The following is a 24,463-nucleotide window of genomic DNA, read 5'->3' as shown; positions in this document are numbered from 1 at the left end:
CGCCACTATCACCCGATACGGATTAGTTGGGCCGGTGCTTGGCCCGGACGCGACTTGACGTGGCACGTGGTGTATCCGGCCAGTATTCCGGCGGAACCTGGGTGTACCCGTATTGAGGTCAGGTTCTGGCGAATCGCATCGCGCCGTCGTCGACTTTGCCGTACCGGAGGTTGACGACGTCGTGGGCGTAACTCATCCCCAGTTGCCATGGTGCCCGGGATCCGGATTTCGGGAATTCGTGGATCGAGCGAAGGACGTACCCGGCCTGGAAGTCCAGAAGTGGCTGCTCGGTCACGGTCGGGTCGTCATTGGTCGGCACGCAGCGAACGTAACCGTTGGCGTCCATATGCTTCAGCAGGCGGACCACGTATTCGCTGACCAAGTCGGCCTTGAGGGTCCACGAGGCGTTCGTGTAGCCGACCGTGAACGCGAGATTCGGCACGCCGCTGAGCATCATTCCCTTGTAAGCCATGGTCTTCGGTAGCTTCACGTCGTTGCCGTCGACGACCAGTCGCATACCGCCCATCGCGAGCAGGCGCAGGCCGGTGGCGGTCACCACGATGTCGGCGTCCACTGTGGAGCCGGATTCGAGGCGTAGCCCGGTCGGCGTGAACTCCCGGATGTGACCCGTCACGATCGAGGCCTGGCCACGGCGGATCGAGCGGAAGATGTCACCGTCCGGAGCGACGCACAGGCGCTGGTCCCAAGGCTGGTAGGACGGCGTGAGGTGGGTGTCGATGTCGAAACCCGGCGGCAGCTGCTTGATGGCCGCTTTGCGCAGCAACGACTTCACGATGCCAGGGCGGCGACGGCTGAGCTGATAGAACAGGGTCGTGAGCGTGACGTTCTTCCACCGCGTGACCGAATAGGCGCGGCGATTGCCGAGCAACTTGCGCAGCCGCAGCGCGAGCTTGTCCCTGCCCGGCAATGCAGTGATGTACGTGGGGGAGCGCTGAACCATTGTCACATGGGCGGCGTCGGAGGCCATCGCGGGCACCAGTGTCACGGCGGTCGCGCCACTGCCGATCACGACCACCTTCTTGCCCTTGTAGTCAAGGTCGGCTGGCCAGTGCTGTGGGTGGACCACAGTTCCCTTGAACTGTGAGATTCCTGGGAAGTCCGGGGTGTGTCCGGCGTCGTAGTGGTAGTAGCCCGTGCACAGGTACAGGAATGACGCAGTCAGCCGGACCGGCTTGCCGTCATGCGAGGCTTCCACTGTCCACAATGACTCTGCTGTGGACCATGAGGCTTGGATTACCTTGTGGCCGAAGCGGATGTGCCGGTCGATTCCGGCTTCAGCCGCTGTCTGTTTGATGTACGTGAGGATCGTTGAACCGTCCGCGATGGACTTGTCCGCTGTCCACGGACGGAATCGGTAGCCGAGGGTGTGCATGTCGGAGTCCGAGCGGATCCCGGGATACCGGAACAGGTCCCACGTTCCGCCGATGGCTTCGCGGGCTTCCAGGATCGCGTACGTCCGGCGCGGGAACGCCGACTGGATGTGGTGTGCCGCACCGATACCGGACAATCCGGCACCGACGATCAACACGTCGACATGCTCGGTCATCACGTGGGCTCCTGGTTCTTGCGTACCCGGGACAGGAATGCGTCCATGACGGAGTAGTACCGTGTCGGCGTGACCCGGGCGAGCGTGTCGAACACATAGGCGTCCGCGCCGATCAGGATTCGTGCCTTGCCGCCTTCGACACCTCGGTGGATGATCTCCGCCGCTTTGTCCGGCGAGGTCATCGCCATCGCCTTGAACTGCTCGGCGAGGTCGTCCTTGGCGCGGCCACGGCCTTCGGGGTCCTTGCGGTACCGTCCATTGCGGACGATGTTGGTGTCGATGCCGCCCGGGTGGATGTTCACCGCGCTCACTCCGGTGCCGCGCAACTCCTGGCGCAACGAGTCGGTGAAGCCACGCACGGCGAACTTCGCGGCACAGTACGCACTCTGATTGGGCATACCGACCAACCCGTACACACTCGAGGTGTTCACGATGACGCCTTCGTCCTGCGCGACCAGAATCGGCAGGAAGGCACGAGTGCCGTGCACGACCCCGTGGAAGTTGATGTTGTGCAGCCACTCGTCGGCCTCGATGTCCGGGTCGATGACGCTCGAAGACGTGGACACACCAGCGTTGTTGAACACCGCGGCCAGGGGAGCGGGCAGCCACTCGCGTACCTCGTCGGCGAACCGCAGTTGATCGGCGGCGTCGCTGACGTCCAGGACACGCGTGAGCACCTGGCCGGACAGCGAGGCCGCGGTTTTCTCCAGCTCGGTCTCGTTCACGTCCGCGATCGCGACCGGCGAACCCAGCCCGGACAGCCGCTGGGCGAGGCTGCGGCCGATACCCGATGCGGCGCCGGTGATCATCACTGGCCTGCCGGTGAGCCTAGGAAGTCGACGCATCAGTCCTCCGAGCCGCGTGTTGGTCGATGAGATCAAGCAACACTGGCCACGCCCCTGTTGGCAAGTCATGGCCGAGACCTTTGATGGTTTCCAGCCGTGCGCACGGGATGGCCCTGGCCGTCGCGGCGCCGCCGGTCGGAGCGACCATCCGGTCGCGGTCACCGTGGATAACCAGCGTGGACGCGGTGATCCGGCGCAGCAGCACGGTTCGGTCACCCGACCGGAAGATCGCGGCGAGCTATCTGGCGACCCCGCTGGGAGAAGGATCACGATCCCAGGATTCACCGGCACGCTCACGTACCCACGCTTCGTCGAACGGAAAGCCGTGCGACTTGATGTGCCGGAACATCCGGACCGCTCGGTCGGCGGCTTCCTCGCGTGTTCGCCCGGGTTTGCCCGCCATGAGCAGCCACGTGGACAGCGCGGGCCTGCCGACCCGGCGCGCGCCGGTCGTGGACATGATCGAGACAAGGGTCCGTACGCGTTCCGGGTTCAGTGCGGCCGCGGTCTGCGCGATCATGCCGCCGATGGACACGCCGACAAGGTGGGCGGATTCGTAACCCAGGGCGTCGAGCAGGCCGACGGTGTCGGTGGCCATGTCGGTGAGGTCGTATTGCTGTGCGGGCAAGCGGCCCAGCACGGTCGCAATGGGAGTGGATGGCCGGAACCGCATGTGAGTCGACTTGCCCACGTCTCGGTTGTCGAATCGTGTGACACGGTATCCGCGATCAGCGAGCTGCGAGCAGAACGCCGTCGGCCAGCTGTGTAACTGCTGGCCGAGTCCGGCCACGAGCACCAATGGCTCGGCGCCTTCGTCCCCGAATTGGTCGTAGGCAAGGGAAATGCCGCGCCCAACCTCCACTGTGGTCACGATTGGGCTCCCGCTGTGCTCGTCTCGATGGGGGATTGGGTTGATCGGGCACGGCGGCGCACGATCGCCACACCGCCCTGCTGCGGAGCGTTCGCGACGCCGCGCGAGTGCCACCGCTCGCCTGGTTCCGTCGTGGGCAGCAAGGTGAACTCACGCAGCATCGTGCGCAGGACGACGTTCATCTCCATGTTCGCGAACGTCGCGCCGAGACAGCGCCTGGTCCCGCCGCCGAACGGAATCCATTGGGAGAAGTCGGGTTTCGCGTTCAGGAAGCGGTTCGGGTCGAACGTACGCGGGTTCGGGAACACGTCCGGGTTCGAGTGGATCAACGAGATGCTCACGATGATCGTGTAGCCCTTGGGCAGCGTCCACGGGCCCAGGTCCATACTGTCGGCCTGATCTGGCGGATAACCAGGTCGATCACCGGCCGGATCCGCTGAACCTCGAGAATCGTCGCCTCACGCAAGGTCTTCTCGCCCGCGTCCACCTCCGCGACGAGGTCGTTCAAGATCTTGGGGTGACGGCGAACGCGCTCGACCGCCCACGCCAGCGTCGTCGCCGTGGTCTCGTGCCCGGCGGTCAGAAGCGTCAGCAGTTGATCGGCGATGTCGCTGTGACGCATGGACGAGCCGTCGTCGTACCGGCTTTGCAGCAGCATGGCGAGGACGTCGTCGCGTTCATCGAGGTCATCGGCTTTGGCGATCAGCCGTTCGACGATCGCGTCGTACTCGCGGCGCATCGCCCAGAACTTCCGCCACGGCCCCCATGTGCCCTGCGGGATCGGCAAGACCGCGAATCGGGAACCCAGTTCGACGAACCTTGGCAGCAGGTCGCGCAACTCGTCGAACTCCGCGCCTTCCGCGCCGAACACCGCGCGCAGGATGGCGTTCAGGGTGATCCGCATCATCGACGGCTGCACCGGGAACGGCTGGTCTTGCGGCCAGGTGGCCAGTTCGCGGATCGTCTCGTCCTCGATGATCTTCTCGTATGCCGCGAGGCGGCGGCCATGGAACGGCGGGACCAGCAGTTTTCGCTGCTTCTGGTGGTTCTCGCCGCGTAGCGCGAACATCGAACCCTTGCCGAGCACCCTGCCGAGGTCGCGGTCGGCGTTGTCGAGGATGTCGGTACTGGTGGTGAAGACCTGTTTGATCTGGCCGGGATCGCTGATCACCACGGCCCGCCCGAAGATCGGCACGTTGATGGCGAAGGCGTCGCCATATCGCTCGCGCATCAGTCGCATCCCGCGCTGCGGCCGGGTCAGGGCGTAGATGCCCTGGACGATGCGGGGCGCCCTTGGGCCTGGAGGGAGCGTCATCGGTTTCCTTCCCGCCGTGGTACGTAACCGTACCATCTCGACGGTACGCGGTCGTACCATCCGGTTTCAAGGGATATCGTGGTAGCCGTGACGACTGTTGAAGCCAGCTTCCGGCAACGCCTGCTCGACGGCCTTGCCGCCGCGATAGTCGAGGATGGCTATCGCGCCACGACAGTCGCCGACATCGTGCGCCGCGCCCGCACTTCGCGGCGGACCTTCTACGAGCACTTCGCCAGCAAGCAGGAGTGTTTCGCGGCGCTGCTGACCGAGTCGAACGCCGAGATGATCCGGTACATTGCCGCCGCCGTCGATCCGAAAGCGCCATGGCAGACCCAGATCCGGCAGGCCATCGAGGCGTGGATCGGGTGTGCGGAATCCACCCCGGCGATCATGGTCAGCTGGATCCGTGACCTGCCATCACTGGGCGCGGCTGCCCGCCAGTTGCAGCGGCAGATGATGGACGCGTTCATCGAGATGGTGCAGACGCTGGCCAGTACGGACGAGTTGCGTGCGGCGGGCGTCCGCCAGGTGTCCAGGCAGGAGGCGATCATCCTGCTCGGCGGGTTGCGCGAGCTGATCGCGACAACCGTGGAGGACGGCGGTCGCCCGTCGGACATCTCGGAAGTCGCGGTGAATTCGACACTTGCCCTGCTCGGGCCCCGCTAAAGTGCCGGAATGAACCTGCCACGGCTGCTGATCGCACTTGCCGTGGTGGCGGCGGTCGTGGGCGCGGCGCTAGTCCTGAGACCCTTGGACAGTCCTGAACCGACGGCCGCGCCGCCCTCATCCACGGTGCTTCACGCTGGGGGAAGCGCGCACGCCTGTATAGCCGTTTCGGGGTCGGACGATTCGTGTGAACGGCAAGCCTTGGACTCCGCGCGCAGGACACAGCTGACTGCGCAGGAACGAGCGGAAGTCGTCGCGAAGGCCCCAGCGGTGGAGTCGTTGTTTCCGCCCCTGCCAACAAAGCGGCCGACCTGTTCGAGCGCGGGCAGCCCGTGCCGCGCGGACTACGGCCCGGTTGATTCGACGTACGTCGCCAACGCATGGTCGGTGGTTTTCCGTGCGGGGTATGAAGACGCCGTCGTCCGCGTCGCGCGTGCGGAGGATCCGGCACCCGCGGGCACGATGATCTACGGTTCCCTGCCACAAAGAACTCGTGAGTGGTTACGCGAGTTCTAACACGCATAACCACTCACGAGTCCTGAACTGGGCAAATGCTGAGCTTCCGGTTTTCGCCAACGGCACCATCCAACGCTCACCACCGCGGCCACACCGCACTCGCAGGCCACCCGCCAGCCGCGTTCCTAACCTCTCGGGGCAGTACAACTAGAAACCGTTCTTGTAGTCCAGCAACGCGGCCACCCTCGTGGGGTTGGCCAGTAGATCGCGCCACGAGTACACCGCGACGCCGTCCGCGTCAGCCGAAGCCCGCAGCGCGGCAACCCAGTCCGCGTCGGTGATCTCGCGCTTTCGGTTGCCTGAGGCGTACTCGGGCTCGAGATACTCCGCGCCAGCCTGCAAACATGCCAGCAGCGTGCGGTCTGTCTTGGCACGGGCGTCCGCGATCCGGCGCGGGATCCAGGTGGCTGGATCCCGGCGCTGGATCTGGTAGTAGAACATCAGCTCGTAGTGGTCGACCGACGCGTCCAGGTCCCCGAACCGTTGCGCCAGAAGCTCTTCGACCGCGTTGCCGAAGTCGTCCGTGCCCAGGCCGAATCCGTTGAGCAGCACGGTGGTCTCGCCGGCCGCGGCACGTAACACGGCCGCGGCCTCGGCGATCACGCCGCATTTCCACGCTGTCCATGCCGGGCGCAATTCACCGAGCAGGACCTGCGGGCGCCGATCCGAATGCCCGGTTTCCTCTTCGAACCGGTCGAGGCATCGATCGCAGAAGCAGTATTCGGCGATGTCTTCCCGGACTGTCTCGGGCATCCACAGCTCCCAGAACCCCGGGAACCGGATGAACGACAGGAACATGCCGTCCGGCCGTAACTTCTCGACGACTTCCGAGATCCGCTCGGCCTTGCGGGCCAGGTACTTCCGGTCCGACGGGCATACTCCGACGTACCAACCCGATGGTTCGAACACCCGGCCATGCTGGTCGATCGGCCGCAGCGAAGGGTCGGCGGCGAAGGACTCGGGATCGAAGAACACCGAGGTGGACTCGTAGACCACGATCCCGCGTTCGCCCAACGCCTCCCGGAACCCTTTGTCGCTGTACGCGCCCTCGGGTGGTCGCTGGTCGACGGCACTGCCCGGCAACGGGTCGATCTGGTTCTGGATGAGCGCCCAGTCCACGCCATGGCCGGCCATCGTGCTCGCCGCTTGCGCCATGGTCAGGCCGTGGATGTTGCTCCAGTCGTAGCCATACGCCTTCATCGCAACGATCCGGCTCATGCCACCCGGTATAGCGGTCATTGACCGCCGTGTCCACGAGATGTCCCAGCCACCGGCTAGCGCATATCAGCCGATTGGGTGAGGGCCGTTGATTCGTCCTTTCTGGACGAACCGATAGTGTTCCGGTGTGATTGGTGAAGACGGGTATTTCGGTGAGGGTGTGGCGCGGCGGTGGGATGACGCGTCGTCGGACATGTTCCTGCCAGGCATTGTCGACACCGCCGTCGACGTCCTCGCGGATCTCGCCGCCGGTGGATCGGTGCTGGAGCTGGGCATCGGGACCGGCCGGATCGCGCTTCCGCTCGCGCAGCGCGGGGTCAAGGTGCGCGGGATCGACTTGTCGCGGGCGATGGTGGCCAGGCTGCACGCCAAACCCGGCGGCCAGGCGATCGACGTGACCATCGGCGACTTCGCCACCACCCGCATCCCTGACACGTTTTCGCTGGTCTACAGCGTGTTCAACACGATAACCAACCTGACCAGCCAGGAGGCGCAGGTGGCGTGCTTCCGCAACGTCGCCGACCACCTCGCGCCCGGCGGCCGGTTCGTGGTCGAGGTCGAGATCCCCGAGGTCCGCAAGCTCCCGGCAGGTCACAAGATCGTGCCCTTGTACGCGAGCCCGACCCAGTGGGCATTCGACGTGTACGACTTCGCCACCCAGTCGATGACCTCGAACTACGTCGAGGTCAACAACGGCCGCGGCGAGTCCCAGTCGATCCCGTTCCGGTACGTCTGGCCCTCGGAACTGGACCTGATGGCCCAGCTCGCGGGCCTGCGGCTGTGGAACCGCTGGGGAGGCTGGACTCGGCACGTCTTCACGCACGAGAGCACCAAGCACGTGTCTGTGTACGAGAAGCCCCTGGACTAAGGCGCCATCCTTGGCCAGTTGACTTCGCGCGCCACAGCCTCGCGTAAGCACCATCGGCGGCGATGAGGGATTCGTGTGTGCCGACCTCGACCACATGGCCTTGGTTGACGACCGCGATCTGGTCGGCGTCGACGACGTTGGTCAATCGGTGTGCGATGAGCAGCACGGTACTGTGCTTGGCGAGTTGGCGGATGGAACGCTGCAGGTAGCGCTCGGTTTCTGGGTCAAGCGCGGCGGTCGCTTCGTCCAACAGGACTATTGGCGCCCGCTTGAGCAGGGCGCGTGCGATCGATACGCGTTGCCGTTCGCCGCCGGACAGGGCCGCTCCGCCTTCGCCGATTTGGGTGTCCCAGCCGTGCGGGAGCCTTGTGACGATCTCGTCCACTCCGGCAAGCCTGGCGGCTTCGGCGAGTTCCGCGTCGGTGGCTTCCGGGCGGCCGAGCCGGATGTTGGCCGCCAAAGTGTCGTCGAACAGGTAGACGTCTTGGAACACCAGGGCGATTTGGCTGGTCAGGTCGTCGGTGCGCAGGTCGCGTACGTCGACACCGCCGACTCGTACCGCTCCTTGTTGGGTGTCCCAGAACCGGCTGATGAGCCGGATCACGGTTGTCTTGCCAGCACCTGATGGGCCGACCAGTGCCGTCACCGACCCTGCTGGGATTGTCAGCGAGAAGTCGCGTAGGACAGGGGTTTGATAGCCGAAGGTCACGTGATCGAGTTCGACCTGGCCTGGGTGGGTGAGTGGCGCGGACACCTTTGGCTCCGGCATTCCCTTTTCTCGTAGTACGTCAGTCAAGCGGCGCAGGTCGTTGCCTGCGAGCCGGATCGCGCCTGCGTATTCACTGACGTCGGCGAGGGGACCTGCGAAGCGGAACGAGAGTGCGATGAGTGCGACCGCGGTCGTGGGTGCGAGGGATCCGTCGAGTGCGAGCCATACTCCGACCAACATCAGCACGGTTACCGCGAGTTGTACCGCGAGTCCACTTACACTCAGGCCAACTACCGCTTGGCTGATCGTGCGACGGCGGATTCGACGCTGCTGCTCGATGGTTTGTTCTAGAGGCTCGTAGCCGCTTCGGCCGAATGCGCGGAGTACTTGCTGTTTTTGGCCGAACTCGATGACTCTGGCGCCTGCTGCTACGTCGGCGGCATGGTTGCGTGCGTCTCCACGGGCCACGCTCGCTGCCGCGAACCGGAACGCCAACGCCAGCACGGGAATGGACAGCGCTGTGGCGAGGCCGAGGCGCCAGTCGTACCAGAACAGGGCAATCGTCACCGTTATGGGCGCGGCGACGCTGACTACCAGCGGTGCCAGCAGGTGCGCGAAGATTCCGGTGATCATGATTGTGCCGTCGGTGGCCACGCGGGTCAGCCGTCCAGTGCGGTCGCCGTCGAACCAGCCAAGCGGCAGGCTTACCAGGTGGTCGCCGAGCCGTTGGTGCGTTGAGGTCAGCGTTTGCAGTGCCGCTTTCGAGCCGCGCACGGTCTGGATGTATCGCACGACGCCTGCGGCTAGGGTCACGATCGCCAGAGCCGCTAGATGGTTGTCGATGACGTCCCAGTCGCCTGACGCGAGGTCCGCGATCACCGGTACGAGCAGCGCCGCGGCGATGCCGCTGAGCACGCCGTACAGGAGAGTCCAGGCCACATAGCGGGTCAGGATCTGTGTTTTTCCTGGCCCAAGCAGCAGTCGCAGGTCGGTGATCATGCTGCGACTCCTTCGTGTGCTTCCCACATGCGCGTGTACTGGCCATGTGCGGCCAGCAGTTCGATGTGGGTGCCGGTTTCGACGACCTTTCCGTGATCGAGCACGATGATGCGGTCGGCGTTGGAGATGGTGGCCAGCCGGTGCGCGATCACGAGGACCGTGCGCCCGGCGACCAAGCTTGAGAGTGCGTCCTGGATTGCCGCTTCCGACTCGGGATCCGCGAAGGCTGTGGCTTCGTCGAGTACCAGAATCGGTGTGTCGGCTAGAAGTGCTCGTGCGATGCTGATCCGTTGTGCTTCGCCACCGGAGAGTCTGTTGGCATCGGATTCGTAGCCGTGCGGGAGTGTCGTGATCCGGTCGTGGATCATCGCTGCCCGGCAGGCGTTTACGACTTCTTCGTCTGTCTCTTGTGGACGGCCAAAGGTGATGTTCTCCCGGATGGTGCCGTTGAGGAGTTGCACGTCCTGCAGCACGAAACCGACGTGACGGTAGAGGTCTTGGATGTCCCGGACGTCCACGCCACCGATCCGGATCTCGCCCCCGGTGACGTCGTGGAATCGTGGCAGCAGTGTGGCCAGCGTCGACTTGCCCGAACCAGAGGGGCCTACCAACGCTGTGACCGTACCGGGCTCGCACGTGAAGCTCACGCCGTGCAGAACTTCGTGGCCGTCGTAGGCGAATCGGACCGCGCGGTACTCGACTCCGTAGCCCTTGGGACGTTGTGGCGATGTTGGTGCTGGTAGTGCTGGGACATCGAGTAACTCTTGGATCCGTTGCGCGGCAGCCTTGGCCGCGCGCTGGTTCATCGAGGCGAAACCGAGCGGCTCGATCGCGACCGGAATGATGCATGCCAGCAGCACACCGGCGACGGCCTCGCCTGGACTGACCCAGCCTTGGCTGACGAACCACGCGCCACCCGCGACCGTGATCAAGCCGACCACAGGCGCGGAGACCAGGAGCCCTGCCAGGGCTTCAACGCGGGTCATCGGCTGGACCCACGCGGCGAAGAAGTCCGTGTACTCCTTCGCAGCCTGGCGGTAGGCAGCGTGTGCCTTGCGGGCAAACGACTTGACGACCGCGATGCCCGAGATGAACTCGACCACCGCGCCGCTCAGCCGCGCGTTGCTCTCGTCGAGCTTGCGGATGACGTCGTTCGAGCCACGCTCCATCCAGGCGTAAGCGGCTATGTACAGCGGGATGGTGGCTATGGCGAGCAACGCCAGCCGCCAGTCCAGGACGACGAGGTATGCCAGCGCTCCCAGCGGTGTCACCGCAGCCGCGGTCATCTCAACCGCTTGATGGGCAACCACTTGGTGCAAGGCGTCGACGTCACCCATCGCGGTCTTCCGTAACCGGCCCGAGGAGTTCTTGGCGAACCAGCCAAGCGGGACACGGCCGAGGTGCGAGATCATGCGCCGCCGCAGGATTGCCTGCAGCCGTACGTCAGCCACGTGCGTGATGCTCAATGCCACGCTCATCAACGCGCCCCGCAGCACCAACCCGCCGATGATCAACGCTGCGATTGTGGGTATGTGGCTGTGGTCCTTGGCTAGCAGTGCGTCCGTCAGCTCGACGAGACCTATGAACGGAGCCAGCCCTGCCAACGCGCCAAGGGCGCCAAGCACGCACGCCAACCGGATGCGCCCTGCGACAGGACGAATGAGCGGGTTAGACATGGGGAGACTCTGGCGCAGGTCACCTCACGGCGTCTTGAACGAATGTTCCCTCTCGCCAGTCGCGGTACAACTCGCCGGGGGTGTAGCCGGAAAGTTCCTTCAGGTCACGGGTGAGATGGGACTGGTCGGCATAGCCGTGGTTCGCCGCGACTTCGGTTGCTTTTTCGCCGTCCACGATGGCCTGGATCGCGGGGGAGAGGCGCACGATCATGGCTGCCCGCTTGGGAGTCAGCCCGATCTGCGCGGTGAACCTTGACCACAGGCGTTTACGGCTCCACCCAGTTTCCGCGGCGAGGTCGGTGATCCGGCGCCGCCCGCCACTGGCCATCAACTCCCGCCAGACGAATGCGATCTCTGGATCGACGGACCGGTTCGTGTGCAGCTTCGCGGCCAGCGCTGCCTGCAGTTTCCTGAACCGCTCGTCCCACCGGTCGGTCCGGGCCACTGCCGTGCTGAGCTGGTGGGCTTGCGCACCCCAGACATCCTCGAACCCGACGACCGTCCCAGCCAGATCAGCGACCTGGCCATCCAGGATGGAGTAGGCCGCGAGAGGTGAGAGGTGGATGTCCACACAGGCCACATCCTGGCCGTGCACGCGTACCGAATTCACGCCAAGCCCACTGGCAATCCCCGCCGCGACCGGACGCTCGTGTTCGACGTGCAGTTCACCGTCGAGCATCAGCACGATCGTCAGCGTTGGCTGAGGCAGGATCCGCATGTCCAGCCCGTGCCCGGCGCGGTCGTGGTAGCCAACGAGCTCCACGCCATCCTGCTCGGGCACGCGGACGACTTCCCAGCCTCCTGCCTGCTCAGCGAGCAGCCTCCCCTCCATACTCCCGAATGTATCCGATTACGCGGTCACCGGAAGGGCTTTACCCAACGCCAGGACCGCGCACACCGCGACGACCGTGTGCATCAGCAGCAGTGCGATGATCCCGACCGCGTTGGCGTTCGGCTCGAAGTCACTGAAGAACATCGCGAGGTCCGGGATGCAGGAGAGGACCAGGACGGTCGGCACCAGCCAACGCAGCACCTTCGCTGGATCGGACGCCTTCCACCGGAGCACGGCCCACCCGATCGCGCCAGCGGCGAAGCCATACAGCGAGTACGGCACATACGCGCCGATGGTGAGCGGCCCGAAGTCCTCAGACGCGCCCGCCGCGTGTGCGAGCGCGGCAATGCCGATGTTCACGGCGCACGCCACGACGGCGGCGGCAATGAGAAAGCCGGTCACTACCACCGGCTTGACGGGAGCGAGCGTCTTGGTCATGCAGCTAAGTTACGCACGGCGACGAAAGATGGTTCATAGTGGGTGGGTGACCCGGCCCGCGTTCGTCCTGCATGATCATCGGAAGCCGAGGCCGCATTTCGACCTCAGACTTGAGGAGAACGGGGTTCTGCGGTCCTGGGCCGTCCCTCGCGGCCTGCCACGGAAACTGGGGGAGAACAGGCTGGCGGTCGCGGTCCCTGATCACGACATGGACCACTTGACCTACGAGGATGCCGACAAGTCCATCGCCGACATCGGTTGGTGGGAGGAACACGACCGCAACGAGCGGCGGATGGTGTTCACGTTGCACGGCAGGCAGGACTCGGTCCGGTACGCGCTGATCCACACGTCAAGCGACTGGCTGTTGCGTCGAACCAAGGAACAACCGTGACATCAAGGCTTGCGCGCATCCGCGATGAAATCATCGCCGCCAATGCGGGCCGTCAGCCGGTTTACCAGGCTGAGGCAGCCGCGCGGATCGTGATCATCGGGCAGGCGCCGGGGAAACGGGCACAGGATAGTGGTGTTCCGTTCGACGATCCCAGTGGCGTGCGGCTGCGTGACTGGCTCGGCGTGACCGATGAGCAGTTCTACGATCCGTCGCTGTTCGCGATCCTGCCCATGGATTTCTACTATCCCGGCAAGGCCGCGAGTGGTGATCTGCCGCCGCGTGCCGACTTCGCGCCGCAATGGCATCCACAGATCCTGGCTGAGCTGAATGACGTCCGGTTGACCTTGCTGATCGGTGGCTACTCGCAGAAGCTTTATCTGAAAGGCCGGTTGAAGCCGAGCCTGACCGAGACCGTCCGGTCCTATCAGGACTATCTACCCGAGATCATTCCGCTTGTGCACCCGTCGCCGCTGAATTTCCGTTGGCAGGGAAAGAATCCTTGGTTTGTCAGTGAGGTCTTGCCGGTGCTGCGGGATGCTGTGCAGAGAGCCCTGAGCTGACCCAGGGCTCTCATCGCATCAGCTGACGCGTTCGAAACCGACGCGGAACAGCTGACCCGCGCGGTCGGTGACTACGTACAGCTCACCGAACTTGTCCTGGTCGAACGAGCTGACCTGGGCAGGGAACTGGCCGATGCGGGCATTGGTGTACGTGCCGTCACGGTTCTTGCGCAGTGCCCACGCGTTCGCCGAGCAGGGCGGTGTATCCGGCGTCCGGCGTGCACCGGGACTGGTTCAACCTCGTGAGTGGTTATCAACGCTAGAGCCCTAATAACCACTCACGAAACGTTTTCGGTGGCAGCTTGGTAGATACCGTCGAGTGCGCGCGCGATCCGGTCGACCGCCTGGTCCTCGTCGGGGCGGCCCGCGTCGAGCCACGCCATGATCGCCTCGATCACCATTGTCGTTGCCAGGTTCGCCGCCCATGCCGCCCACGGCTTGCTGACTGCGGTTTCCTCCATGTGCGGCAGCAGCGCGGCGACCATCGCCTGGCGTATCTCGGTGAAATCCTTGCTGAACTCGGGTTCCTTTGCCGCGTAATGGAAAAGCAGGCGGAATCCGGCTGGGTCCGCGGACGCCCACTTGAGCATGCCGGGCACGCTGTGCTCGCCGAGTTCTCCTCCGACCGTGGTCGCCGCGTGCATTCGAAGGGCCGCGCGTTCGAGAACTGCTTCGTAGAGATCGGTTTTCGAGTCGAAGTGCCGGTAAAGGATCATCCGCGTCACCCCGGACTCGGCGGCCACGTCGTCAAGGCTGGTCGACGCGAACCCACCTTCGGTCGCGAAGGCGCGCGTGGCCGCGTCGAGGATCTGCTCACGGCGTTCCTCGCGGCGCATTCGGCGCGGACGTGCCTCTTCGTCTGTCACTCGCGGGAGTGTACTCATTGCTAAGTAGATTCTGATGTGTATATTCAATAGTATACTTAGTAAGCGGGAAGGGGGGTCATGGAGCTATCGATCCTTACTGAAGGCCTGGTCAAACGGTATGGCAGCGCGCGCGCTGAACGGCGTCGATCTCGCGGTGCGGCCTGGCACAGTGCGCGGACTTCTCGGGCCCAATGGCGCGGGCAAGTCCACGGCTGTCCGGATCATGTCGTCGTTGCTGCGGCCGACGGCCGGGCGTGTCGAGGTCGCCGGGTTCGACGTGGTGCGTCAGCCGTTGGAGGTCCGCTACCGGATCGGGCTGACCGGGCAGAACGCGGCCGTCGACGATGTACTGACCGGCCGGGGAAACCTGGAGCTGTTCGGCAAGCTGTACCACCTCGGCGCCAAACAGGCCCGGCGCCGAGCCGACGAACTGCTTGCTCAGTTCGGGCTGACCGGAGCCGCGGACCGGCAGGCCAAGACGTACTCCGGTGGCATGCGGCGCAGGCTGGATCTGGCGATCAGCTTCATCATGGCGCCACAGGTGCTGTTCCTCGACGAGCCGACCACGGGAATGGACCCGAGGCACCGGATGGAGGTCTGGCAGGGCGTCCGCGAACTGGTCAGCAACGGCACAACGGTCCTGCTGACCACGCACTATCTGGACGAGGCCGATCAACTCGCCGACATCATCTCGGTGATCGACCGCGGCACCGTGATCGCCGAGGGCACGCCGACAGATCTGAAGTCCCAGATCGGCGGCGACCAACTCGACGTCGCGCTGTCCAAACAGGATGAGGTCAGCCGGGCCGCCGCGATTCTGGCCGCTGTCACCGGCGAACAACCGGTGGTGCACAAGGAATTGGCCCGAATCAGCGCTCCAGCGATGAACCGCGCGGCGACGTTGACCGAGGCGGTACGGCGGCTGGACGCCGAGGCGATCGTGGTGAGCGACATAGGTATCCGGCAGCCCACTTTGGACGAAGTGTTCGTCCGGCTGACCGGCCGGAAGGAGGAGCTGGTATGACGACCGTACCTATTCCGAGGACGATCGGCGCCAAGCTGCGGTGGGCCATCCACGATGGACTGACTGTGGCCAGGCGCGATCTGACCCACTGGATCCGGTCGGCCGAGGAAGTCCTTGGCGGGCTGCTGTTTCCCATCCTTTCGGTAGTCCTTTTCGGATACGTGTTCGGCAGCGCGATGCTGGTCCCTGGCGGTGGTGACTACCGGGAGTTCCTGTTGCCGGGACTGTTCGGGATGACCATGGTGTTCGGCCTGGTGATCACGGCCAACGCTATCGCGATCGACTCGGCCCGTGGCGTCACGGACCGCTTCCGCTCGATGCCCATGGCCAGCTCGGCCGTAGTGAGCGGCCGGAGTGTCGCCGACATGGTCAGGGCCACGCTCGATCTCGCTGTCCTTGTCCTTTGTGGCCTTCTGGTCGGCTGGCGGCCGCACGGTGGTTTCGCCGCGACCATGGCAGCGATCGGGCTACTGTTGTTGCTGCGGTTCGCGTTGATCTGGCTGGGTATCTATATTGGACTGTTGCTGCGAACTCCGGAAAGCACAAGCGCGCTGTTCCTGCTCGTCCTGCCGTTCGCCATGATCGCCAACACGTTCGTGCCGCCCGCGTTGATGCCTTCGTGGCTCGGTCACGTGGCTGAATGGAATCCGATGTCCGCGACCGTGGCGGCGACTCGCGAGCTGTTCGGCAACCCGGACGTCGGCGGGGAGACGTGGGCCGCACAACACCCGTTGTTCATGGCCATCGCCTGGCCGGTTGTGCTGATCCTGGTCTTCTTCCCGCTTTCGGTGAACAGGTTCCAGCGCATGAGCCGCTGACCCGGGTATCGTCCCTGGCGTGCAGCAGAAGACCACATCGGACAGTTCGGGCACCGGTGACGCGGTGCGGCTCGCAGTGGTGATCGGTGCCCTCGGCGTCGTGTTCGGCGATATCGGCACCAGCCCGATCTACACCCTGCAGACGCTGTTCAACCCGGCCGACCCGCATCCGGTGCCGATCAGCACACAGAACGTCTACGGCGTGGTCTCGCTGGTGTTCTGGTCGGTGATGATCATCGTCACGGTCACGTACGTCCTGCTGGCGATGCGCGCTGACAACGACGGCGAGGGCGGCATCATGGCCCTCATCACGCTGTTGCGGCGCAAGGCCGCGCAATGGGGTGGCAGGTCGGCGGCGGTGCTGGCCGGACTGGGGATCTTCGGCGCCGCGCTGTTCTTCGGCGACAGCATGATCACCCCGGCGATCTCGGTGTTGTCCGCGGTCGAGGGGCTCAAGGTGATCGATCCCGACCTGGACAATCTGATCGTCCCGATCACGGCGGTGATCATCGTCGGCTTGTTCCTCGTGCAGAAGCGTGGGACGGCGACGGTCGGCCGGGTGTTCGGGCCGGTGATGATCGCGTGGTTCGTGGCCATCGGCGCGTTCGGCATCGTGGGCATCGCGGGCCATCCGGAGATCCTCAAGGCGTTGTCGCCGACGTACGCACTGGATTTCCTGGTCGGCAACTTCGGCATCGCCTTCTTCGCGATGGCCGCCGTGGTGCTCGCGGTGACCGGCGCCGAGGCGCTCTACGCCGATATGGGACATTTCGGCCGCAAAGCGATCACCCGCGGCTGGCTGGGGTTGGTGCTGCCCGCGTGCGTGCTGAGCTACTTCGGCCAGGGCGCGTTGATCCTTGACGACCCAGCGAACATCAGCAGCCCGTTCTTCCTGCTGGTCCCCGGCTGGGGACGGCTGCTGATGGTGCTGCTGGCCACGGCGGCCACGGTGATCGCCTCGCAAGCCGTGATCACCGGCGCCTACTCGGTCGCGTCGCAGGCCGCGCGGCTCGGGTACCTGCCTAGGCTGCGGATCGCGCACACCTCGGAATCCACGGTCGGCCAGATCTACGTGCCATGGATCAACTGGGTCCTGATGATCTCGGTGCTGACGCTGGTGTTCGCGTTCCGCAGCTCAACGGCACTGGCCTTCGCCTTCGGCATGGCGGTGACCGGCACGATCACCATCACGACCCTGCTGTTCTTCTTCGTGGCACGGCACAAATGGAACGTTTCGCCGTGGCTGATCGGCATCGGCGCGACGATCCTGCTGTCCGTCGACCTGCTGTTCCTCGCGGCGAACATGACCAAGCTGATCCACGGCGCCTGGCTGCCACTGCTGATCGGCCTGACCGCGTTCACTGTGATGACGACCTGGCAACGCGGCCGCGAGATCGTCACCGCGGCCCGTGAACGCGCCGAGGGATCGTTGCGGGAGTTCATCGATGAACTTCGGGACGGCCGGTTGCCGACCCAACGTGTGCCGGGCACGGCTGTGTTCCTCAACCGTGGCAAGGAAACCGCGCCGCTGGCCATGCGCGCCAACGTCGAACACAACCATGTCCGGCACGAGAAGGTCGTCATCCTCTCGATCGAAACCGAACCCGTGCCCCGCGTCCGCGCGGAGGACCGGATCGAGGTCGACGACCTCGGCTACGCCGACGACGGGATCCTGCACGTCACCGCCCACTGGGGCTATATGGAGCGGACGCACGTGCCCGAAGCGCTGGCGATGCTGGACGCGGACGAGGTCGAAGGGCGGCCCGTGCAACTGGAGCAGGCCTCGTACTTCCTGTCGAAGATCGAACTCCAGCGCGGGGACGCCCCGACCATGGCCCCGTGGCGCAAACGGCTGTTCATCGCCACGTCCTACATCGCCGCCGACGCCGCCGAGCACTTCGCCCTGCCGCGCGACCGCACGGTGATCATGGGCTCGCACATCGACGTGTAGGTCGTGTTTCGAATGCCCGATCGCGATAGTCGACCGGGCCATCCGAAACACGACCTAGCGAGCCACCAATCCTCCATCCACGGGCACGGCCTGGCCAGTGACGAACGAAACCCGGTCGGACAACAGCCATGCGGCCGCCTCGGCGATCTCGTCCGGGTGAGCCGAGCGGTTGATCGGCTGCATGGCGGCGATCTGCTCCTCGGTCACCACTCCGGTCGCGACAACCTGTTCGTACATCCCGGTACGCACGGTTCCAGGGAGGATGGAGTTCACCCGGATCCCTTGTGTCGCATACTCGAGCGCGGCTTCCCGGGTGAGTCCCAACACGCCGTGCTTGGCCGCGACATAGGCGGACAGGCCGAGGCCCATCCCGACCATGCCGCCGATCGACGAGTTGTTCACGATGGCGCCACCGCCGGATTCCAGCATCCGGCGGATCTCCGCGCGCATGCACAGCCAGACACCCGTCAGGTTCACGCCGAGCACAGCATCCCAGTTCGCCGGTGTGGTCTGGGCGAACGGCTCGAAAGCACCGTCGATGCCAGCGTTGTTGAACGCGCCGTCGACCCGGCCGTAGGCGTTGATCGTCGCATCAAGCATCGCTTCGACATCGTCCTCTTTGGACACATCGGCGCTCACGGCTGTTGCCGTGCCACCTTGGCTGAGGACGAGCTCTGCTGTTTCCTTGCACGTGGTTTCGTTGATGTCGGCGAGCAGGAGGCTCGCTCCATGCCCGGCCATCACCAACGCCGCGCTGCGGCCGATTCCGGATCCGGCGCCGGTGATCACCACGACCTTGCCTCGCAGCATCATGAGTTTCTCTCCCTGCGGTGCATGACCATCGGCAGATCGGCGAGGTGGACGATGCTGGAAATGATCGTCTTGGGCGTGAATCCGGCAGGCAGCGTGAGCCGTCGCTCGGCGGCGATCGTGGCGATGCAGATCTTCATCATCGACCACGCGAAATGGTCACCGATGCACTGCCGGTTGCCCACCCCGAACGGAATCAGCGCGCGTTGCATCTCCGGAGTGGCGTCGAGCCACCGTTCCGGTTGGAACCGCAACGGATCCGCGAAGATCGTCGGGTCGCGGTGCAGTGCCGCCGGGCTGTAGATCACCTCGGTACCCGGCGTGATGGACACGCCGCCGATGGTGACTGGCTCGACGGCCCGTCGCATCAGCATCCACAACGGATGGTGCAGCCGCAGTGCCTCCTGGACTACAGCATCCGTGAACTGCAACGAATTCACGTCCGCCGGATCGGTGGCTTCGGCCACGATCCGGTCCTGCAGCTCCGGTCGGTGCGCGATTTCGTACAGCGCCCAGGTCAGCGTGGTCGCGGGTGTCTCGATCCCGGCGATCAGCAAGGTCATGACCTGATCGCGGATCTCGGCGTCGGTGAACGCGGTGTCCGTTCGGCCGTCCCGAGCCGCCATCAGCATCGAGATGAAATCACCGAGATCGCTGTGGTTCTTGCGATAGGACTCGACCAGTCGCTGCGAGCTGTTCCGAAGGCTGTCGCACGCCTCGTCGAAACGGCGGTTGACCGGGGTGGGGATGCGGGTGAACAGGTCCGGCAGCAGCGTGCGCATCCCCAAGCCCTGTAACAGAGCGGGCAGCTGATCGCGGGCGACTCGCACGACCTCACACGCCTCGGGTGCACGGAACATCGTCTGGCCGATGATCTCGCTGGTGAGGATGTGCATCTGGCGGCCCATCTCGACGGTGTCGCCGGGCGTCCACTCCGCCACCTGTTTACGGGTGACCTCGCTGACCCGCGCGACGTAACGAGCGACCTCGGCGCGATGGAACGCGGGCTGCACCATCCGGCGCTGCCGGTTGTGCTCGGTTCCTTCTGCCGTGAACAAGCCGTCGCCGACGTACGGCCGCGCTTTGTTGAAGATGCGGCCAGGGGCGAAGCTCTTGGCCTGCTCGACCATCACGGTCCGGACCAAGTCCGCCGAGTTGAGCACGAGGTACGGCCGAGTGCCGATCTTGACCTCGACGATGTCGCCGAGCCGCTGCAACGACGTGAGATATCCGATCCGGTCACGGCGTAACAGCGCAAGTGAATGTCCAAGCAGTGGCAGCTCTCCAGGAGCGGTAGTCATCACAACAGATCCTCTACATAGGACGCTTTGGTGCCGTGTCCGGGCACTTCCGAATCGGCGAAGCGGATGGTGCCCGTGCGGTCCCAGGCCTCCATGCCCGCGGCCCACGACTGCTGGTCCTGCACACACCGTAGAACAGCGGGTTCCTCGTCGAAACCGATGCCAAACGCGGTCATCGTCTCGGGCAGCTTGTGGGCCGCGTTCAGGTGGTCGAGCACGCGACTCGAGATACGGGCGGCCACAGCGTCGATGGCTTTCTGGATACCGAGGTGCTCGTGGTGATCAAGAACCGTGACGAAGTTGATCGGATCGCCTTTTTCCATGTGCAGCGAGTGAATGTCGTTGATCCAGCACATGATGTCGGCCGTGCCGAGTACCAGGGTCTGATACTCCGGCGAGTGGTAAAGATCGTTAGGGATGGTGGCCTGCTCGACCATCTCGACCAGATCGAGCGTGGGGAACACGGTCGACGCGTCCCGCCGTACCGCGATGTAGTCCTCGACCTCGGGAACCTTGTTGGCCACCCGATAACTGTTCTCGGTCTTGTGCCCGGTCAGCCACAGGTCCAGGTTGTGCCGGAACCTCGTGATCCAATAGGCAGGACGGTCAGGCAGTGTGCGGATCAACAGGTCACGCAGAGCGCCGATGAGCGGGTGATCATCGTGCGCCGTCGAGCCGAAGCCTGCGATGAGCTGCCGCATGCTCGCGACGAGGTCTTCGTAGAGTGCCGTGCGGTTCGACGTGACGGCGATGTTTTGCTGATCGTCGGTGACGAAGAAAAAGCTGTTCCAGTGGGCGATCAGGGCAAGGCCGTCGAAGGGCGCGTACGGGGTGAGCGTCGACATGATGCGCCCGTAGCCAAGGGCGCGGAACTTCTTGACCACGCTGGGCGAACGCAAGAGGCCGAACTCCCGGCACCAGCGCTCGGTCGATTCCTGGATCTGCTGTGTCTGCGGATGGGTCGCGGTGGCGAACGGCAACCGCAGATCCGGTAACTTGTATGTGTCCACAGTGGTCACCGGGCCGCGACGGTCATCGGCAGCTGGCTTGGCCGGATGAGCGCGCTGGCGACCTCGCGCACTTCAGTTCCTGGAACCAGCCGGATCTGCCATCGGCCGAAGAGCACGGCGGTGATCATGGTCAGCTCGGTGATCGCGAAGATCTTGCCGATGGACTGGAAAGAGCCTGCGGCGAACGGGATGTACGCGCCCTTGGGGATCTTCTTGGCGTTCTCCGGTAACCATCGGTCGGCGTCGAACCGGTCAGGGTTCTCGAACCACCGGGCGTCGTGGTGCAGCAGGTATGGACTGTAGATCAGTTCCTGGTCGGCGGGGATGACCGATTCGCCTGCGTGGACGGTCCGCAGAGTCCGCCGGGAGAAAAAGCATGGGCGTACGCAGCCGTAGCACCTCGTTGATCACGCGGCCGAGGTACTCCAGCTTGGGTAAGTCTTCGTACGCCGGTGTCCGGCCGCCGAGGACGCTGTCCAACTCGGCGGCCACGCGCGCGGCGACCTCGGGGTTGTTGCCGATCTCGTAGAGCACCCAGCCCAGCGTCGCGCCCGGCGCCTCGATGCCGGTCAGCGCCAAGGTCATCACCTGGGCGTGGACTTCTTGATCGGACAACGGGTTGCCGTTGTCATCGCGGGCCGCGAGCAGCGCGGACAGGACGTCGCCGCGGTCTTCCCCGGCGTCGCGGTACTCGGCGATGACGTCCGCGATCGCGTTGTTCATCCTGGTCATCGCGCGGTTGAACCGGATGTTGCCGGGCGTGGGCAGGCGTTCCCATGCCGTGGGCAGGACAATGCGTTTGAGCAGGCTGTGGGTGAGCATCCGCATGCCGTGCTTGATCGCGTCCGCGGTGTCAGGGTTCACCGTGAACTTGAACAGGCTCCGGGTCAGTGCGGTCAGCGCGAGGTCGTTCATGACCTCGTCGGCCTGGATGGTCTGGCCGTCATGCCAGGACGTGGCGGTCTCTTCGGCCGCCTCGCTTGTGCTCATCACCGGACGCGGTCGCGATCCCCTTGCCAAGACCGGGTTCGAGCTTCTCGAAGCAGATCCCTCGCTTGTACTCGAGGTCACCGGGCACGAGCACGTCCCGCGTGGCATCGGGGTCGGTCACCACGTAGACAGCGAGCTTGCCGAACCGCAGTCGCACGACGTCGCCGTACTCGCCGAGCGAGGACAGATAACCCAACGGGTTTCGGAGAATAGGGACTATATGACCGAGAAGCGGCCAGGCGCCGGGTGCGTCGGGAACGGTCCGTTCTCTTTTGGACAGCGCAACACCAGGGTGTGACATGGAACTCCTGACGAGCCACTTGAAAATGAGGGTCTCTCATTCAGATACATACGCGTGTGATGAGGTGTCAAACGAAGTGTTAAGCGCGGTGTAGTTCGTTCGGCGTAATTTTCTCGTGACACTCACTGTCATCTTGCAGACGCTCTGAACTGTAAATATGGGCTAGTAGATCATGTGAGAGCGTGTTCAAGAGCGGTGGCGAGATGTTGCCACCGGCGCGTGGTCAACAGATGTGGTGATTCTGTGAACGGAATGTCACGGACCGTAAGTTCGCCATTGGTTGAAATGTTGCTCGCATAGCGAATTGGGTGTTCAGAAAAACTCAGAAATTCGACAGGAAGGAGATGTTGGGCACGGCATTCATTGAACTGGATTCGACATCTGTGCCGGGTGCGGGATTTTCGCGCCGACGGCCTGGTGCGGTTGTGTCCACCGTGGACCGGAGCCCGGTCGCGGTAACGATCCGGGTTTCAGTGAACCGACTCGCCGTCAGGGGAGTGGATACTGTGCACCCCCCGATCGGGACTGGACGAATCGGGCAGGATACGGAGAGGTACGGCAGTGGCGACGAGTACACAGGTACGGCAAAAGTCTTTATCGCCAGTCACCCAGGCGCGGCTGGCGATGTGGGCGTTCGTGGTCGTCAACCTGGCGATCGTCGAGGTTCTGTTCTTCACCGTCGGCACGGGCAAGAACGAGATCTTGACCGTCGCCAAGTTCTTCGGCCTGCACGCGGCGGTCGTGATGATGTTCCAGCTGTTGCTGGTGGCGCGGCTGCCATGGCTGGACCGCCGGATCGGCATGGACAGACTGACGGTGTGGCACCGGTGGATCGGGTTCACGCTGTTGTGGACTGTGCTGACGCACGCCACGATCGTCGTGCTCGGCTACGCGACGCTCGACGGCGTTTCGATGTTCAAGACGTTCGGCGCGCTGGCGGGGGTGACCGCCTCGCTGCTCGGCATGGTCGCCGCGGCCATCATCATCGTGATCGGGGTCGTGTCCATCCGCCCCATCCGCCGCAAGCTGCGCTACGAGACCTGGCACGGCGTGCACATGCTGCTGTACGTGGCCCTGGGCCTGGCGTTCGTGCACCAACTGCTGGAGACGACGACGTTCGCGTCCTCCACCTTCGCGATGATCTACTGGTGGGCCTTGTGGCTGTTCTCCTTCGGCTCGCTGATCATCGGCCGGATCGTGGTTCCGGTGTGGCGCAACAGGTACCACCAGTTCCGGGTCGCCGCGGTCGTTCCCGAGTCGGCCAACGTGGTCTCGGTGCACGTCACCGGTCGTAACCTGGACAAGCTGCGCGCCAGGGCAGGCCAGTTCTCGATTTGGCGCTTCCCTGGTCACCGGCACTGGTGGCTGGCCAACCCGTTCTCCTTGTCGGCCGCGCCCAACGGCCAGGGCCTGCGCCTCACTGCCAAAGCGGTCGGCGACGGCAGCGCCAACCTGCGCAACATCCAGGTCGGCAACCGGGTTTTCATGGAAGGTCCGTACGGCGCCTTCACCGCTCAGCACCGGACCAAGCACGGCATCCTGCTGATCGCGGGTGGCGTCGGCGTCACGCCGATCCGGGCTTTGCTGGAGGAAGACCCGACTGGCAACGTGATCGTGCTCTACCGGGTTCGCCACGAGAGCGAAGCCGTTCTGCTGCACGAACTTCAGCATCTGGTGTCGGTCCGCCGGGGCAGGCTGCACGTGCTCACCGGCCGCAGTGACCAGGGCGCGCGTCCGTTCGAGCCGGGCACGCTGCGTGCCGCGGTTCCGGACATCAGGGAACGTGACGTGTACATCTGCGGCCCGACCGCGATGACCGAGGCTGTCGAGGATTCCCTGCGCAAGCTCGGCGTGCCCGATGCGCAGATCCACACCGAGAAGTTCAGTATGGCCTAAGTGCCTGTTCAGAGTGCCGCCGAGG

General features: G+C 64.6%; 25 protein-coding genes and 1 pseudogene. 9 read left to right on the top strand and 17 right to left on the bottom strand.

Annotation, left to right across the window (positions count from 1 at the left end):
* Positions 1 to 118 precede the first annotated feature (118 nt).
* From LWC34_RS16555 to LWC34_RS16535, 6 genes are read right to left on the bottom strand one after another with little or no spacing between them, the layout of a single operon-like run.
* Positions 119 to 1,567, bottom strand: a complete 1,449-nt coding sequence (locus LWC34_RS16555; RefSeq protein ID WP_233725952.1) for a flavin-containing monooxygenase — start codon at positions 1,565 to 1,567, stop codon at positions 119 to 121.
* Positions 1,567 to 2,412, bottom strand: a complete 846-nt coding sequence (locus LWC34_RS16550; RefSeq protein WP_233725951.1) for an SDR family NAD(P)-dependent oxidoreductase — start codon at positions 2,410 to 2,412, stop codon at positions 1,567 to 1,569. The genes LWC34_RS16555 and LWC34_RS16550 overlap by 1 nt, the downstream gene beginning before the upstream one ends.
* Complete coding sequence (locus tag LWC34_RS16545; protein WP_233725950.1) at positions 2,396 to 2,617, bottom strand: alpha/beta fold hydrolase; 222 nt, start codon at positions 2,615 to 2,617, stop codon at positions 2,396 to 2,398. Before LWC34_RS16545 ends, LWC34_RS16550 begins: the two co-directional genes overlap by 17 nt.
* A 33-nt stretch (positions 2,618 to 2,650) precedes the next feature.
* A complete protein-coding gene (locus tag LWC34_RS16540) occupies positions 2,651 to 3,283 on the bottom strand; it encodes an alpha/beta fold hydrolase (RefSeq protein ID WP_233725949.1) in 633 nt (210 codons plus the stop codon).
* Positions 3,280 to 3,669, bottom strand: a complete 390-nt coding sequence (locus LWC34_RS56935; RefSeq protein WP_284051452.1) for a cytochrome P450 — start codon at positions 3,667 to 3,669, stop codon at positions 3,280 to 3,282. The genes LWC34_RS16540 and LWC34_RS56935 overlap by 4 nt, the downstream gene beginning before the upstream one ends.
* Positions 3,621 to 4,598 (bottom strand): cytochrome P450, encoded by a 978-nt coding sequence (locus LWC34_RS16535; protein WP_284051451.1) that lies wholly within the window; start codon positions 4,596 to 4,598, stop codon positions 3,621 to 3,623. The genes LWC34_RS56935 and LWC34_RS16535 overlap by 49 nt, the downstream gene beginning before the upstream one ends.
* Before the next feature lie 78 nt (positions 4,599 to 4,676).
* Here LWC34_RS16535 and LWC34_RS16530 point away from each other — a divergent pair, with 78 nt between their 5' ends.
* Positions 4,677 to 5,264 (top strand): TetR/AcrR family transcriptional regulator, encoded by a 588-nt coding sequence (locus LWC34_RS16530; RefSeq protein WP_372496502.1) that lies wholly within the window; start codon positions 4,677 to 4,679, stop codon positions 5,262 to 5,264.
* A 9-nt stretch (positions 5,265 to 5,273) separates the two neighbouring features.
* Entirely contained in the window at positions 5,274 to 5,780 is a 507-nt protein-coding gene (locus LWC34_RS16525; RefSeq protein ID WP_233725947.1) for a hypothetical protein, read from the top strand.
* Positions 5,781 to 5,927: 147 nt separating this feature from the next.
* Here the strand turns inward: LWC34_RS16525 and LWC34_RS16520 are convergent, their stop codons facing one another.
* The gene (locus LWC34_RS16520; protein ID WP_233725946.1) at positions 5,928 to 6,998 is read right to left on the bottom strand and encodes a hypothetical protein; all 1,071 of its coding nucleotides are present in this window, start codon (positions 6,996 to 6,998) and stop codon (positions 5,928 to 5,930) included.
* A 127-nt stretch (positions 6,999 to 7,125) separates the two neighbouring features.
* On the opposite strand from LWC34_RS16520, the gene LWC34_RS16515 reads away from it, so the two are divergent.
* Positions 7,126 to 7,866, top strand: coding sequence for a class I SAM-dependent DNA methyltransferase (locus LWC34_RS16515; protein ID WP_233725945.1), 741 nt, complete (start codon positions 7,126 to 7,128; stop codon positions 7,864 to 7,866).
* Here LWC34_RS16515 and LWC34_RS16510 read toward each other — a convergent pair.
* From LWC34_RS16510 to LWC34_RS16495, 4 genes are read right to left on the bottom strand one after another with little or no spacing between them, the layout of a single operon-like run.
* Entirely contained in the window at positions 7,814 to 9,574 is a 1,761-nt protein-coding gene (locus LWC34_RS16510; protein ID WP_233725944.1) for an ABC transporter ATP-binding protein, read from the bottom strand. The genes LWC34_RS16515 and LWC34_RS16510 overlap by 53 nt on opposite strands.
* The gene (locus LWC34_RS16505; protein ID WP_233725943.1) at positions 9,571 to 11,250 is read right to left on the bottom strand and encodes an ABC transporter ATP-binding protein; all 1,680 of its coding nucleotides are present in this window, start codon (positions 11,248 to 11,250) and stop codon (positions 9,571 to 9,573) included. The genes LWC34_RS16510 and LWC34_RS16505 overlap by 4 nt, the downstream gene beginning before the upstream one ends.
* A gap of 19 nt (positions 11,251 to 11,269) precedes the next feature.
* On the bottom strand, positions 11,270 to 12,082 hold the full coding sequence (locus LWC34_RS16500) for a helix-turn-helix transcriptional regulator (protein WP_233725942.1): 813 nt from the start codon (positions 12,080 to 12,082) through the stop codon (positions 11,270 to 11,272).
* Positions 12,083 to 12,100: 18 nt separating this feature from the next.
* A complete protein-coding gene (locus LWC34_RS16495; protein WP_233725941.1) occupies positions 12,101 to 12,520 on the bottom strand; it encodes a DUF6069 family protein in 420 nt (139 codons plus the stop codon).
* A gap of 46 nt (positions 12,521 to 12,566) precedes the next feature.
* Between LWC34_RS16495 and LWC34_RS16490 the strand changes: the two genes are divergently transcribed.
* Together LWC34_RS16490 and LWC34_RS16485 are read left to right on the top strand one after the other, a co-directional pair.
* Complete coding sequence (locus LWC34_RS16490; RefSeq protein ID WP_233725940.1) at positions 12,567 to 12,911, top strand: DNA polymerase ligase N-terminal domain-containing protein; 345 nt, start codon at positions 12,567 to 12,569, stop codon at positions 12,909 to 12,911.
* The gene (locus LWC34_RS16485) at positions 12,908 to 13,471 is read left to right on the top strand and encodes a uracil-DNA glycosylase family protein (RefSeq protein WP_233725939.1); all 564 of its coding nucleotides are present in this window, start codon (positions 12,908 to 12,910) and stop codon (positions 13,469 to 13,471) included. The genes LWC34_RS16490 and LWC34_RS16485 overlap by 4 nt, the downstream gene beginning before the upstream one ends.
* A gap of 278 nt (positions 13,472 to 13,749) precedes the next feature.
* Here the strand turns inward: LWC34_RS16485 and LWC34_RS16480 are convergent, their stop codons facing one another.
* Complete coding sequence (locus LWC34_RS16480) at positions 13,750 to 14,337, bottom strand: TetR/AcrR family transcriptional regulator (protein WP_233725938.1); 588 nt, start codon at positions 14,335 to 14,337, stop codon at positions 13,750 to 13,752.
* A gap of 118 nt (positions 14,338 to 14,455) precedes the next feature.
* Here LWC34_RS16480 and LWC34_RS16475 point away from each other — a divergent pair, with 118 nt between their 5' ends.
* Genes LWC34_RS16475 through LWC34_RS16465 form a run of 3 tightly spaced genes read left to right on the top strand, consistent with a single transcriptional unit; the run spans position 14,456 to position 18,130 of the window.
* Positions 14,456 to 15,361, top strand: a complete 906-nt coding sequence (locus tag LWC34_RS16475) for an ATP-binding cassette domain-containing protein (RefSeq protein ID WP_308200052.1) — start codon at positions 14,456 to 14,458, stop codon at positions 15,359 to 15,361.
* Complete coding sequence (locus LWC34_RS16470; protein ID WP_233725937.1) at positions 15,358 to 16,179, top strand: ABC transporter permease; 822 nt, start codon at positions 15,358 to 15,360, stop codon at positions 16,177 to 16,179. The genes LWC34_RS16475 and LWC34_RS16470 overlap by 4 nt, the downstream gene beginning before the upstream one ends.
* Positions 16,180 to 16,198: 19 nt before the next feature.
* A complete protein-coding gene (locus LWC34_RS16465) occupies positions 16,199 to 18,130 on the top strand; it encodes a potassium transporter Kup (RefSeq protein ID WP_233725936.1) in 1,932 nt (643 codons plus the stop codon).
* A 54-nt stretch (positions 18,131 to 18,184) separates the two neighbouring features.
* Here LWC34_RS16465 and LWC34_RS16460 read toward each other — a convergent pair whose 3' ends face one another.
* The 5 genes and pseudogenes from LWC34_RS16460 to LWC34_RS56930 form a co-directional block, all read right to left on the bottom strand.
* A complete protein-coding gene (locus tag LWC34_RS16460) occupies positions 18,185 to 18,943 on the bottom strand; it encodes an SDR family NAD(P)-dependent oxidoreductase (RefSeq protein ID WP_233725935.1) in 759 nt (252 codons plus the stop codon).
* A complete protein-coding gene (locus LWC34_RS16455) occupies positions 18,940 to 20,241 on the bottom strand; it encodes a cytochrome P450 (RefSeq protein WP_233725934.1) in 1,302 nt (433 codons plus the stop codon). Before LWC34_RS16455 ends, LWC34_RS16460 begins: the two co-directional genes overlap by 4 nt.
* Positions 20,241 to 21,251 (bottom strand): terpene synthase family protein, encoded by a 1,011-nt coding sequence (locus LWC34_RS16450; protein WP_233725933.1) that lies wholly within the window; start codon positions 21,249 to 21,251, stop codon positions 20,241 to 20,243. The genes LWC34_RS16455 and LWC34_RS16450 overlap by 1 nt, the downstream gene beginning before the upstream one ends.
* 5 nt (positions 21,252 to 21,256) lie before the next feature.
* Positions 21,257 to 22,166 (bottom strand): annotated as a pseudogene (locus LWC34_RS16445) (cytochrome P450).
* Between the two features lie 28 nt (positions 22,167 to 22,194).
* Positions 22,195 to 22,437: a hypothetical protein gene (locus LWC34_RS56930; RefSeq protein ID WP_284051450.1), complete on the bottom strand. Its 243-nt coding sequence runs from the start codon at positions 22,435 to 22,437 to the stop codon at positions 22,195 to 22,197.
* A 666-nt stretch (positions 22,438 to 23,103) separates the two neighbouring features.
* Between LWC34_RS56930 and LWC34_RS16440 the strand changes: the two genes are divergently transcribed.
* Positions 23,104 to 24,438, top strand: coding sequence for a ferredoxin reductase family protein (locus tag LWC34_RS16440; RefSeq protein ID WP_233725932.1), 1,335 nt, complete (start codon positions 23,104 to 23,106; stop codon positions 24,436 to 24,438).
* Positions 24,439 to 24,463 lie beyond the last annotated feature (25 nt).

This window comes from Kibdelosporangium philippinense (assembly GCF_021390435.2).
Taxonomy (GTDB): domain Bacteria; phylum Actinomycetota; class Actinomycetes; order Mycobacteriales; family Pseudonocardiaceae; genus Kibdelosporangium; species Kibdelosporangium philippinense.
The sequence above is the reverse complement of the archived record's forward strand: the minus strand, read 5'-3'. Positions and strand labels throughout refer to the sequence as shown.